Genomic DNA, 12,201 nt, shown 5'->3' on the forward strand with positions numbered 1-12,201 from the left:
TTAAGACGGTGAAGACCACAAGCAAGGATGCATCTTATAATCAAACGACCTTCTATGAGGCCTGGCGGCTGGTGATCCAGCGCTACGGTATTTACAATCCTTATACCGGCCGCGGCGCCATCAAGGGACTGCTTCCCCACGGGCCGCATAACGTCCGGGATGTTCTGGCCACCCATATCCTGAAGCTGACGGGCTCCTATGAACAGGCGAGCTACGCAATCCAGGACACGCCTGAGATGGTGGCCAATCACTATGGCCGCTTCCTGCCACAGGACAAGTCTGCGCTCGCAGCGCGCATTCTCAATCAGGTCTGGGAGGCAGCATAATCCGACCGCTGCGCTTCTGGCGCGCATGAATTTCTAATGAAAATACTTGCACAATCCGTCCTCTGCCCTATCTTGAAGATCAGGTGACAAAACATGACCAGATTGGACGAACTGAAACAGCATCTTATCCCGGGTAAGGTCTATCGCAGGGGGGACCTGACACGATGGACCGCCTCTGTGGATCGGGATATCAGGAAGTTGCTGGACGCCGGCGATCTGACAAAGCTGTCCGGTGGTGTCTATTTGCGCCCGAAAACCACCAGCTTTGGACGCGCTCCAGCCAGTGACCGCGATCTCGTGGAAGCGTTTCTTAGGGATAAGCGTTTTCTGCTGCTGACGCCGAATGCCTACAACGCGCTCGGCGTCGGCGCCACACAGCTTTATAACGAAACCGTTGTGTACAACAGGAAGCGCCATGGCCGCTTCAGGCTTGGCAACCGGGTCTATGATTTCCGGATGAAGCCCGAGTTTCCAGCAGTCGCAACGAGAGAGTTCCTGCTGGTCGATCTGGTCAATAATCTCAAGCGGCTTGCCGAGGACGAAACCCAGATACTGGAATGCGCGAAGGCGGTGGCGAGAGAGCTCGATCCGAATGCCTTGCGGCAGGCCGCTGAAGACTATGGTGGCGTGCGGGCGAAGAAGTTCTTCAACGACGTCTTCGCCGAGATGGACGCTGCTGATGGCTGATTATCTGCATCGGCATCCGGAATTTCCAGACCTGCTGCGCATCGTCGGCGAGAAAATGGGTTTTCTCCCTGCCCTCGTCGAGAAGATTACTGGATCATGCATTGCCTCTTCGGCCTGAAGCAGGCTGGTTATTCCTTTGAATTGAAAGGCGCACATCCCGTCTCCAAGGGTTTCGTTGAGCCGGGTCTTCCGCGCATTGCGGGGAACTTCTTGAGTTTGTTGAGCGGAATGAAGATTTCAGGGGCGTTCGCGGCTTCTGCAACGGGTTTCTCGTCGGCTACGGTTTCGGCTTCCGCCGCCATAGCTGTTTCCAGCTCCGGCGTGGGCAATGCCGCCACCACATCCCTGACGCTGCGGTTTTTCGCTTCTGCTGCCGCATCTTCTACCGTCGCAACAGGGCTGACTTTCGTCTTCTTTGCAGGCTTACCATTGTTCCAATCCTTTTCCGTAATTGCCGAAGGCATGTCCCCCGACAAGCCTTCCGGGGGCGCGAGAGCGCGGAGATGGAAGGGGACGAGTGCCGGCGAGTATGGCCGGGTTGCTGAAATTGAGGAAGAGGGGCAAGATCCCTTGGCTTCTCCTCATGATCGGCAAGGCGCTAGCCGCAGCCGATCACGACAAAGCGCGCGAAGCGATCTGTAGGATCGTAATGGAAATGCGGAACTGCTGACCCTAATCGCTGCCGTTCTTCTCGATACGAGAGAGGCGAAAGGAGTCCTACATTCTGCGATCTGGCCATAAAAGACCGAACACCCTTGATAGACGGCGGTGTCTCGGTTTGGACTTCGGCTTTGGGGTTGCAAGCGGACTGGTAGGTTTCGGGCGGCTACGTCGAGAAAGCTGCCTTTCATCTGAACCACGAACTTCGGCAGCAACGCGCCTTAATTCCGCCGTTCACCGATGGTGCGGTCGATCCCAAAACCTGCCGTTCTTTTATCTCCCGATGCTGCGTGGGCTTCGACCCACTTTGCACAAACACGTCATTTCAGCCCAGATCTCTTCATGTCGGCTTTCCAACATAGAGCAAGGATTCATCGCTCACCCCATTGGCATCCCAGCACGACAGATGGCCGAAAGCAGACTGGCAGCATTGGAGAAGGCCGGTGCAAGAAGCGGGCACGCTGCCGCTATCCTAGACGGGCGCAAACTCGATCGTGACGCTGCCGGGCGTGCACAAAGTCAGGCGCCTATCCGCGACCTGGCTCGGCGTCCGCACACACCGTGCCGCAATTCCTGACTGATCAGGCGAGCCGATGGCCGGGGACGGCCTGTGTTGGATGAGGCCGCGCCCCTCGATGCTCTGATGGCGGGCTGCTCTGAAATTGCAAGGGACGTGAACGCGGCGGCGAAATGAGATTGTCGCCGTCGTGACGGCGACCAGAACTTAGCTAGGGATCGATCCAGCCGTCGAGCTGCGGGTCTGACTGCTTCATCGCTTGTTCAATAGCCTCGCGCTCGGCAAATATTGCTGCGCGCCGCTCGCGCAGCAGGGTGACGAGCCCGGCGGTATCGACCGTTGCGTGCTCGAGCCACCTGAGCAGGCGATCGCAGGTGCCGAACAGCAGCGGCGGGCGGCCATGGACCAAGAATGCCAGCACCTTGACAGCGTTGTCCTGTATCTCGCGGGCGTCGACATCGTGGGGCGCATCGAAGACGATCTTGGCCATCTGCAAGGGCAGAAAATCGTTCTGGAGTCGGTCCAGCATGCCGCGGAGATCGCCATCGTCGCTCAGCCAATCTCTCAGATCGGAAATGTCGTCGAGAATCGCGGGCGACGCCTCGACCATCCGGTCGAGCCACTGGCCATGTTCATCCGAGTCGGCGGCTAGGCGGAGCAGCGTCGCCCAGGCTTCCGGCATGAAATTGCCGGTGCACCCGACCTTGATCCTCAGCAGAATGCTCAGTGCGCGTTCGGCGTTCTTAGCGCCCAGGTCGGCGACGATGCGCGCCACACGCTTGCCGTCGCCGTTGAAAGCAATGTGTTCCCACGCGAGCTCGAACAGCGGGTGGTCCGGCCGGCGCGCGATGATTTCCATGACCGGTTCCCAGACGGCGTCGCCGCTGTGATGCGTGCCGAGCCACCACAAGGGCTGAGGCTGGCCACTATAGACATGGATCGCAGCCTCAATCAGCGAGGGCGGCGCCATATCAATCAATCGCGTGGGCGGCTGTGAAAGGTCGATGCCTTCCGGGAGCAGCGTCAGGACGACCGCATCGGGAACCTCTGAGCGCGTCAGGGTAACAGCCTGGAGCCAGCGATCATCCGAGCGACCGCATTTCAGGCGCTCAAAGACCGCGGCGCGTTCGTCGTCACGCAGCAGCGACCATTGGTCTATGAGGTCGGCTATGAAGGTGATCTTCGCGCCGGTTCCCGTGAAGTCGAGCAAGCGCGTGACTCGGGATTCACGGCGTTCCGGCTCCGCCGCGGTCGCCTGCAGCAGGATCTCGGTGAGACCGAGCGAGAACTCGCTCGGCAAGCGCCCGGCACGCTCGTTGCGCTCCAGCCAGTCGATCCAACCGTCGCAGAGAGCCACGAGCGATGACGGCGAGAGCGCGCCGAGTGCGCTGCGTGCGACGGCAAACAGTCTTGCGTCGATGAACGCGGCGTTGTGCGGCAGGGTCGCCATTACGACCGGCATGAGCCGCTCGAATATAGGCCAGGGCGGGTGCTCGCCCGTATGTTCTTCGCGATCGAAGACGACGAGAAAGTCGAGCATCGCAGCTGCGGCTGCGACGTTGTGCGCGAGAGCCGCGAGACCGTCGAGGTGCCGCGCCCGCCGATCGGCTGAGCTGGCCTCCCAGTCCTGTACAGCGCCCTTAAGCGCGGCGAGCGCGCAGCTTGGATGATCGTCGGCGAAGATGCGGTCGAGGATCTCGTCGTCACCTATTCGTGGCCGACTCAACCAAAGTTTTGTCGCCTCGGCGCGCAACGCGGCCTCGTCATAGCTAAGCAGGCGCCCAACCATTGTGAGAGTCATGGACTCGGGAGAGGCGGCCAGGAAACGCAGGGCGGCGGCGGCGCGCTCGGGGCCGACCAAGCCCTCTGGCGCGTCGAGCAGGGCTAGTTCGGCCGCGACCTCGCGGCGGCGGACGGTCCGGAAGGCGCGTTCTAAATAGTCAATTCCGAGCTGCTCGCCATAAGGTAGATGCGCCTCGCCGTCGCTCCATTCGAGGTCGTCGAGCGTCACCGACGTGACCGAACTGATCCAACTCGGCAGCTCTCGCTGGGTTTCGGCGGGAAGGTCGGACAGACGGTTGACAAGGAAGCCGAAGCAGATATCGCGCGTCGCAGGGAAGAACGAGCGCAGCCCCTCTGTGGCCTGCTCAACGAGGGACGCGCGCGCGGTCGGACGCGCTTGAAGCCGATCGAAAATCCAGTCGAGATTGCGCGCGGTGGCGCGGGAAGTCTGCGGAGACAGGCAGAACAGCCCGCGTTGTATTGCGTGACCGATGGCTTGTGCGGCGTGATGGGTCGGCACCTCAAGCAGTGTCTCGGCCGCAGCGCGGTAGAAAGGATGCGCGAAGCCGACGGTTGGCTTTGCGTCGATTGTGACGAGCCGTCGGCGTTCGAGATAGTCGAGGCCTGTCTGGTCCGCGACGGCGAGCTCGGGAGGCTCGTCATAAGCGGGAGCGGTCGCCGGTGGGATCGGCAGGCCGCCGATCGTAATCATCGTGCCCAGCGCCGTGCGCTTGCCTGGCAGGCCTGCACCGCCACTGCCCCGCACATAAGCCAAGTCAACGAGCTTGATCGGTTCGCGCGGCGCGGTCGCCACCGCCAGGCTGACCGCGAGGTTTTCCAGCCCGTCGGCAGCGAGCGTCTGGCCGAGTTGGGCGGCGTCTTCACGGGCCAAGCGAGTGATATCCGCGATCGACGCCGCCGGGCGGAGGCGATCGGTGTTGGCGGCGAGGTGCTCGAGACAGCCGGGCTCCAGCACTAACTCCCCGGTCCTGAGCGCGTCGGTCACGCGCGCGGCAATCGCGGCGTCGATCGCGAAAGTCGCCGCCAGCGCCTGCCAAAGACTGACCAGAAACGCCGCTTCGAGTTCGCCGATGTCGCGCCAGCGCCGTTGCGCCGTGATGGTCTGGGCGAGCGATACTGTTCGGCTGGTCGCGAGCAGCGGTTCGAGCCCTTGCGCGACGAGGAGCTTGCGCTGCGGCCGGGTGCGGCCGATCAGCTTGGAGAGACGCGCCAGCGATCGGGTCGCCTGCGCCTCGACTTGCGACCCCACGAGGGGGTCATCAAGAAGCGCGAGCCGCAGCGCTGCTCCCGGTTCGAGCAGGAAGCGTTCCGCCGTTTCCACGTCGACGAATTCCTGCACGTCATAGCCGTGCGGCATGAATTCCGCCGCGACATAGCGGGCCGCGTAGCTTTTGCCGACCCTGGGCGTCCCGGACAGCAAGAGGACGTTGTCCCGCGAGAGAGCGTCGACGAGAGCGGGTTCGTCACCCCTCGCAAGATAATCGGTCGGGCGGATTGACGGTGGTGAGGCCCGCGCGAGGATGCTCCGTAGCAGCGGGAAGGCGTCCGTCTTATTCGTCTTGGCCTCGGCGATTGCGGCGCGTAGCTCCAGTAGGACCGCCCCTGTGCGGTCACTGGGGATCCCGTGGTCGCGCCTGAGGCGCTCCACGCAACGCGTCTCTAGCCCGTCCTCGTCCGTCTGGTCGAAGATAAGGGTTCGGCGGAGGGCCTCACGGATGGCTGCGAGGTCTGCCGATGCGGCGAACGCCGCGTTGTGCGCTTTTCGTTTGGCGTAAAGCGCGCCGCCGTCGCTGCCCGCCACTTCTGCGATGGCGAAGGCGGCGAGCAGCTCTGCGGCGTCTGTCGCCTTGATGCGCGACACGCTGTGCTGCTCGCCATGCCAGGTGCTTGGACCGCGATAGACCGCGCTCGCATCATCGGCGCGGCCGCTCATCACGAGCAAAGCGAGACGATTAGGATTGCCGATCACACGCTCGAGGAGCGTCGGCGCAGTGCGCCGCGGCGGTGCATGGGCGAGGCATGCGGCGACGTCGGCGAGCGCAACCGTGCCCGCTGCGCCTTTCACCTGGATCTCGCAGTGGACCGGCCGGCCATAAGCGGTGAACCTTAGTTCGGCGTCCTCGCCGCCGGCAGGCTCGACAAGCAGTGTGGCATCGTCGTGCCCGCAGAACCGCAGCATAATCTCGATGCAGACCAGGTCTTGAAACGCGAATTTCTGCGGTGCGGTGATCGCTATCGACATGAGGTCGCTATCCGGCCGACTTCGTGGCGCACTCGAACTGACGGTATGCGGGAAGCGGCAGTTCAATGCATCCAAAGAGATCGGCTAGAACTCTCCAATCAGATCGGGTTGCAGGGATAGGCGTTTTTGATCTCAGCATTAAAAAATTGTCCGATAGAAGAGGCTTCCACCAGCCGCTCGTACATGAACTGAGGGACGTTGTAATATTCGTACACCTTGCCGGTAGCGACGAACTCGACCTCAAGTGTCTCCGAACCTGGGTCATAGCCCACCGAAGCCAAACTCGACGAGCTTACTGGCTGTCGTTCCATTCATTCCTCCGTCCATCGTGGGTTCTGTGATCGCCACGCAGCGGTGACGTTCACGTAATTCTCGTTCCCGCGTTCCTTACTCCAGTTGTGTGCAACGCGCGGATCCTCGCTAGTAGGCCGCTTGCCTTCCTCGGGGAGCGTAATCCTGCATCGCACAGGCAGCTTTGCAGCCTCGCCGGTGATTACAGCTTCGCCCGTACGAAGCACAGGCAAGCTGTCCACAATGCCGCTCAAGCTGTCAGGCAGGGCGGCCTGAACCTTGCTGCGGTCCGACGAGTTTGAGAGGCGCAGCGAGAAGAACGTACCGCACTGGGAGAGAATGGTCTCGTCGATCTCGGACGGGCGTTGGCTCACGATCATCGCGCCGAGGCCGAACTTGCGGCCCTCCTTAACAATGCGCTGGACGGCGTCTCGCGCAAGGTTGGCGTCGTCCCGGCCCAAGTAGCGATGTGCCTCCTCCATAACCACGAGTAGGGGGCGCGCCCGCCCGCCCTCAGGCATCTCGCGGCTCCAGAAGAGGGCCTCGTAAATGATGTTCAGGATGCCTCCAATTAGTCGCATAAGGGTCGAGCTTGGCACGCCCGACAAATCCAGCACCGTGATCGGTCTGTCGTGCCCGAGCCAGCTCTCGAGCAGTTGGGGCAGGTCGTTCTGCGGAGCCCCGTCGAGGCTCGGTTCCCAAGGCCCGGGATGGAGCATGAAGTCGTACTGTCGATCCAGTAGCCGTGACCGGAGCTGTTCGAGCTGTCGCCGGATTGACAGCACGTTTGTCTTGTTTGCGAACGGTGGCGTATTGCCTTGACCAGGCAGTGGATAGGTAGGCGCCGTAAGTGTTTCGGCATCGCCCGGAGCGGTCTGAGCCGAGTTCTGCTGAGTGTTCTCCATCCACGTCTTAATTTCTGGGTCGATCAGGTGGAACCAAAGCGATTTCAGGCTAAATGGCAGAGGGCTGTCGGCGGTCAGCGAGTTGGCATTGACACCAGGATAGTTCATCCGGGCCGAGACTTGTGTTTTTGCTCTAAGAATGCGGTCCTGAATCGCCGTTAGTGCCTTCTCCTCGGTCTTGCCGAGCAGGAAGGTCAGCAGGTCATCGAGATTGAGTGCCCAATAGGGAACGTAGAGGCGCTCCTCGTTCTCTAGCGGGTTAACGCGGAAGACTTTGGCGACCTCGCCAAGCGCGCGGCCGTACTCGCCGTGGATGTCCATCAGCAGCACCCGCGCGTTCGAAAAACCCGAATGGTCACCCTGGCCGACCGAAAGTGAACGTAGCAGGCTTGTGACCGTTGTCGACTTGCCCGCGCCCGTAGACCCCAACAACGCGGAGTGGCGGGTCACGAGCTTGTCCAAATCGACACGGACGGGGATGCTCTCAGCTCCCGATAATCTGCCGATGGTCACCTGACCCGTGTCGGCGGTGCCGTAGATGCGGGCGAGATCCTCCTCGACTACGAGGTGCACTTGGTCGTTGATTGCGGGATACTGGCTGATCCCGCGCTCGAATGTCGCCTCCAAGACCTCGCCAACGAGTTGCACCTTAATCCAGCGGTCCCCTCTGGCTCCGCTGTCGACCAGTGTCTCAGGCGTGGCCGTAGCACCGACATCAGAGATGATACCGTACAGGTCGTGATAGCCCTGCGGGATACGGACGAAACTGCCGACCTGGCCGATGCGGTAACTGCGGCCGCCAATTATAGCGATACCTGAGGCGGTTCCCTCAAACTGTCGCACGTTGATTGTCGCGCCTGCAACGGCTCCTACGTGGCCGAGAAGAGTTGGTGCACTCATCACGCCACCGTGGAGACGGGCGCGGCCGCTGCAGAGGGTGCTACCGGTGTAACGAAGACCTGTGTGGAACGTGACGCGGAGAAGAATCGCGCGAACGGCTCGATCGCTCCGAGCGTGAACTCATGCGGGCCGCCCCCTACCGGTTCCGACCAGTACGAGGACCGGATTGGTCCCCAGTCCTTTGAGGGTAGCTCCGAAGGAACACGCCACGGGCCCTCTGAGCCATTCACCAACGCCGCGTCACGCGCATAGACGCTGAAGTTGGGCAGTCGGCGACCGAGCTCTCTAGCGCAGGTCTCGTTGGCAAGCTTCTGGAACTGGAACGCGAACACGCTCGCGGTTGGGTTGGCCGCCAGCCCCTCATCGATTCGCGCCGAGATATGAGCGTCGGCGAACGAGAATCCGATCGAGATCAGCAGCGTGTCCGGCGTGGCGAGGAAGGCGCGCAACCTGTCGAGGAGAGCTGCGTAAGGTGCCTTTTGGGTCTGGTCATACTTGAGGTGCTCGGGGAAAACGAGGTGCCGCGCGTTGTCCTTCCCGGAGCGGATCACCTCGTCCTTGCTGTTAGAGCACCACCCCAGCGACCCGTGCAGCTTCCAGAGACGCGTCCATCTTGCAGGGAGGTCGTTGTTGGAGACGGTAACCGGGTCGAAGAAGGGCTCACGACCGCCCGTGAAGCCGTCGAAGTACGGCGCGCGCACGCGCTCGAACGCTTCCTCGAGCAGTAGATCGTAGTTCGTCGTGAAAATCTCAATAGGATGATCACGACCGGCGCCGGTGATCCATGTCACGATGTCGCTGTAAGCGGAGCCGCTCGCCGGCAACGTTACTGAGACGACCTTCCCGATCTCCTCGCACACGCGCTCGCCAAACTGTGCATATCCCGGTCCGTCCAACTCATGAATCTTGGCCGGCCCTATCACCTTCGCAAGCGACCTAATCCTGGACAGGAGAGACTCGATGTCGTTTTTGGGCGCTAGCTCCTTCATCAGCTCTGCGATCTGCTTCCCAAAATCTTTCTCGAGTTCATCAAGGACAAGTTTGGTCAAACCGGCGACTGCCGGGATCAGGGGATAGGTTCCATCCGCTTTCTTCATTCCTGCCGAAGCGCCGGCACCCAGCAGTAGCCCGATCCTCTTCCGGCCTCCGGCAATAATCGTGCGGAGTGCCGTCATGTATTGATCTGGATTGTGTACGATCTCGCTTGGCATAGTACCTCATAACGACCACGGCGCTTTCTTACTCTCAACGATAAATTGATTCTTACGAAAATCACACACACCATACTGAACGAGCACAATTTACTCAGATTGTGGCTTGACCAGCAATTTCTGAAATGCCTGAAGGCAGAGAGACAGCCCGCTTGAAGGCCAGCGCTAGGAGCGATTATCGCGTCCGCTAAAGCAATAAGAGCGCTAAAAGCAGCCGGTCAACTTGCGGCCCCACTTCAGACCTTCAAGCGTTACGCGCTTACTGAGGCGCGACGTCCCCCATCGAGCAATGGGAGTAAGGAACATAGAAATAGCTGGGAATATAGCCGTCCTTGTCGACCAGAAACCGCGCCGATAGCAGCCTTTTTCCGTCCGGTCTCGATCGCTCTTCTTCCTCCCCGAAAACCCGTACAAGTTCGACTGTCGCCTATCTAGAGCGATAGCTCCCAAAATTACTTTAAAAGTAGATCCTGTAGTCCGGATACCCTTTGGCGTACGGCCCCAGGGAAGGCGGCTGGCGAGCTTTACTAGCCTCAATCGGTCTCCCTATGCCAAGTCTTCGGGTCGCCTATAGCTTTGGGGCGACAATGCCTCCAGTGCTGTCCAGGCAGCTATGATGGCCGCAGGGTCGTCCTTACGACCTGACGGACAGAATGCGGGCAAACGCGCCTGCCGGTGGAAGGGTCTTTGATGTAACGCAGACGGTTCCAGACCAGAACGCCGGTATAAAGCTCGTTGTTGATGATGCCGGTGCCGCGTGTCTGGTGTCCCCGGATGCTGGTGTCTCCCCATGCGCGGCCAAGCGGGCCGGGAACGCCTTCCCGGTTCAGGTCAACGGCAATGGCCTTTGGGCTTTTGCCGGAAGCAAACTCTCGGAAGATGCGGCAAATGATGGTTGCTTCCTCCGCCACAATCTCCCGGTCGCCCCGGATCGGCTCGCCGTTGGCGTCGAATTTCTTCACCACCTTGTAACCGTAGCAAAGCCCGCCGCCCGCCTTGCCCTTCTCCACCCTGCCCCGAAGGCCGCGATGCGTCTTCATGGCAAGGTCTTTCAGGAACAGGACATTCTTCGTGCCTTTCAGGCCGACATGAAGCTCGGAGATTTCCCCTCGGCCAAGGTCACGATGGTGACGCCCGCAAACTTCAAATGCTTGTAGAGCGTGGCGACGTCCGCCTGATCCGGCTGATGCGGTCCAGAGCTTCCACCAGCAGGATTTTGAAGCCGCCGCGCTGCGCATCCCTCACAAGCCGTTGGATGCCGGGACGCTGGATGGTGCTGGAACCGGATATGGCAGCATCCTCGTAGGAGCCGACAATCTGCCAGCGCTCCCGGCCCGCATGTTCCCGGCAAAGCCGGAACTGGTCTTCTATCGACGCCTCGCTCTGGTTGTCAGAGGAATAGCGGGCATAAAGGGCTGCAAGCGTCATGAGTTCACTCTTCTCTTCCTGTTGGCCTTCCCTTCACCAACGCTGCCCGGACTTCCTGACCGACCCTCTTTCGCGACAACGCTGATTGAATGTCGGTCAGCGCGAAGTCATCGCCAACGTAGAGAAGAGGAGCCGAGTGCCGTTTGGCCAAGGCATAGGCGAAACAATCGCCAAAATTCAGACCGCCCCGCGTTCCAAATCCCTTGCCGTAATCCAGACGCGCCTTCATGGCGGCACGCGCGAGGTCTGCGTCTGTCGGAGCAATGGCAATGCGGAAGTCGGACAGAAACGCATCCAGATCGGCAATCGCTTCGTGCCGGTTCCCATCCTTGATCCTGCCCGCCATGACAGTGCCAGCCTCGACATAATTCACCGCCGATATGAGACGCGAATGATCTCCCTGAAGGGCAAACATGCAGTCAGGCGCTTCCCGCTCCTCGAACATGATCGCAATGATGGCGGACGCATCAACAATCATCATCGGGAGAAACCAGGCTCTTCGGGCGTGTCACCGACCGCTTCATCCCATTCCCGTTTCGTGACCGGGCGGCGGTCATAACGGGCGGCGCGCTCGCGAACGAAAGTCTTCATTCGCGAAACGTAATCGCGCTGCGCTTCCTGCTCGGCACGCAGCCGCTCCAGCCGCTCCCGCATGGCTTGGGTGATGGCGTCCGTCATGGTCTCGCCGGTCAGGCGGGACAACTCCCGCGCCAGCCGATCCGCTTCCTCTGTTTTGATGCTCAAAGCCATATCAGCCTCTTTTCTAGATGATGTTTCTAGATACCATTTCCATGCCGGTTTTTCAATAAAAAAGGCCGAATCCCGGCTTACGTTAGTTGCCATCGTCGCCGGAATGATCTTCCTGCTTATCTCCGGTGCTGGCGGGCATATGTCGTTGGCGGTGGTGGCGCGCATTCGCTCGAACTCTTCCCGCGCCATCTGCCTGCCGATCAGGCGGGCGATTGAAAGCGAAACCCGGTCTAGCTTCTCTCACGACGGGACATCAGCCGCACCGCCTGCATTGTCATTTGCCGCGAGGCTACCATCCTGCCTTATCGCCTCGTCATCTGTCATACTGGCCACGAACGGCGCCGGCTCGCCTGGCATCTGCCGGACGATTTCAATAATCTGCCTTTCAGCAAGCGAAAAGAAATTCTGGAATGGGTTCGCCGGGTAATCATCTCCGGCTCCACCGATTATCGACGCTTTCAGGCCGCAGCAACCCGACAGC

Annotated in this window: 10 protein-coding genes and 2 pseudogenes; 3 read left to right on the forward strand and 9 right to left on the reverse strand. The window is 60.7% G+C overall.

The features are described 5' to 3' along the window. The 3 genes and pseudogenes from ACOWVS_RS23110 to ACOWVS_RS23120 form a co-directional block, all read left to right on the forward strand. Positions 1–326 (forward strand): annotated as a pseudogene (locus ACOWVS_RS23110) (hypothetical protein); the annotation flags it as partial. 93 nt (positions 327–419) lie between these two features. Further along, on the forward strand, positions 420–1,013 hold the full coding sequence (locus ACOWVS_RS23115) for a hypothetical protein (RefSeq protein ID WP_075042274.1): 594 nt from the start codon (positions 420–422) through the stop codon (positions 1,011–1,013). Then, entirely contained in the window at positions 1,006–1,131 is a 126-nt protein-coding gene (locus ACOWVS_RS23120) for a hypothetical protein (protein ID WP_282097766.1), read from the forward strand. Before ACOWVS_RS23115 ends, ACOWVS_RS23120 begins: the two co-directional genes overlap by 8 nt. A gap of 10 nt (positions 1,132–1,141) precedes the next feature. On the opposite strand, the gene ACOWVS_RS23125 is transcribed toward ACOWVS_RS23120, so the two are convergent. The 9 genes and pseudogenes from ACOWVS_RS23125 to ACOWVS_RS23165 form a co-directional block, all read right to left on the reverse strand. Further along, positions 1,142–1,477, reverse strand: a complete 336-nt coding sequence (locus ACOWVS_RS23125) for a hypothetical protein (protein ID WP_075042275.1) — start codon at positions 1,475–1,477, stop codon at positions 1,142–1,144. A 924-nt stretch (positions 1,478–2,401) separates the two neighbouring features. Beyond that, positions 2,402–6,235 carry a hypothetical protein gene (locus ACOWVS_RS23130; protein ID WP_075042276.1) on the reverse strand — a complete coding sequence of 1,278 codons (3,834 nt, stop codon included), beginning with the start codon at positions 6,233–6,235 and terminating at the stop codon, positions 2,402–2,404. 98 nt (positions 6,236–6,333) lie between these two features. Next, positions 6,334–6,546 carry a KTSC domain-containing protein gene (locus ACOWVS_RS23135; RefSeq protein ID WP_075042277.1) on the reverse strand — a complete coding sequence of 71 codons (213 nt, stop codon included), beginning with the start codon at positions 6,544–6,546 and terminating at the stop codon, positions 6,334–6,336. Next, positions 6,547–8,331 (reverse strand): ATP-binding protein, encoded by a 1,785-nt coding sequence (locus ACOWVS_RS23140; RefSeq protein ID WP_081375283.1) that lies wholly within the window; start codon positions 8,329–8,331, stop codon positions 6,547–6,549. Next, positions 8,331–9,542 (reverse strand): SIR2 family NAD-dependent protein deacylase, encoded by a 1,212-nt coding sequence (locus ACOWVS_RS23145; RefSeq protein ID WP_075042278.1) that lies wholly within the window; start codon positions 9,540–9,542, stop codon positions 8,331–8,333. The genes ACOWVS_RS23140 and ACOWVS_RS23145 overlap by 1 nt, the downstream gene beginning before the upstream one ends. Positions 9,543–10,204: 662 nt before the next feature. Then, positions 10,205–10,970 (reverse strand): annotated as a pseudogene (locus tag ACOWVS_RS23150) (recombinase family protein); the annotation flags it as partial. Between the two features lie 4 nt (positions 10,971–10,974). Further along, positions 10,975–11,451 carry a type II toxin-antitoxin system VapC family toxin gene (locus ACOWVS_RS23155; RefSeq protein WP_081375284.1) on the reverse strand — a complete coding sequence of 159 codons (477 nt, stop codon included), beginning with the start codon at positions 11,449–11,451 and terminating at the stop codon, positions 10,975–10,977. Continuing rightward, on the reverse strand, positions 11,448–11,885 hold the full coding sequence (locus ACOWVS_RS23160) for a type II toxin-antitoxin system VapB family antitoxin (protein ID WP_420973162.1): 438 nt from the start codon (positions 11,883–11,885) through the stop codon (positions 11,448–11,450). The genes ACOWVS_RS23155 and ACOWVS_RS23160 overlap by 4 nt, the downstream gene beginning before the upstream one ends. A 75-nt stretch (positions 11,886–11,960) precedes the next feature. Beyond that, positions 11,961–12,201: hypothetical protein (locus tag ACOWVS_RS23165; RefSeq protein WP_420973163.1), on the reverse strand; the 241-nt coding region annotated here is incomplete at its 5' end.

The sequence above is a fragment of the Brucella sp. IR068 genome, from assembly GCF_049065885.1.
Classification (GTDB): Bacteria; Pseudomonadota; Alphaproteobacteria; order Rhizobiales; family Rhizobiaceae; genus Brucella; species Brucella intermedia.

Bases quoted from the DNA above. Each gene is read 5' to 3' on its own strand.
- ACOWVS_RS23115 (WP_075042274.1), top strand. From the start codon at position 420: ATGACCAGATTGGACGAACTGAAACAGCATCTTATCCCGGGTAAGGTC.
- ACOWVS_RS23120 (WP_282097766.1), top strand. From the start codon at position 1,006: ATGGCTGATTATCTGCATCGGCATCCGGAATTTCCAGACCTGCTGCGC.
- ACOWVS_RS23125 (WP_075042275.1), bottom strand. From the start codon at position 1,477: ATGCCTTCGGCAATTACGGAAAAGGATTGGAACAATGGTAAGCCTGCA.
- ACOWVS_RS23130 (WP_075042276.1), bottom strand. From the start codon at position 6,235: ATGTCGATAGCGATCACCGCACCGCAGAAATTCGCGTTTCAAGACCTG.
- ACOWVS_RS23135 (WP_075042277.1), bottom strand. From the start codon at position 6,546: ATGGAACGACAGCCAGTAAGCTCGTCGAGTTTGGCTTCGGTGGGCTAT.
- ACOWVS_RS23140 (WP_081375283.1), bottom strand. From the start codon at position 8,331: ATGAGTGCACCAACTCTTCTCGGCCACGTAGGAGCCGTTGCAGGCGCG.
- ACOWVS_RS23145 (WP_075042278.1), bottom strand. From the start codon at position 9,542: ATGCCAAGCGAGATCGTACACAATCCAGATCAATACATGACGGCACTC.
- ACOWVS_RS23155 (WP_081375284.1), bottom strand. From the start codon at position 11,451: ATGATGATTGTTGATGCGTCCGCCATCATTGCGATCATGTTCGAGGAG.
- ACOWVS_RS23160 (WP_420973162.1), bottom strand. From the start codon at position 11,885: ATGCGCGCCACCACCGCCAACGACATATGCCCGCCAGCACCGGAGATA.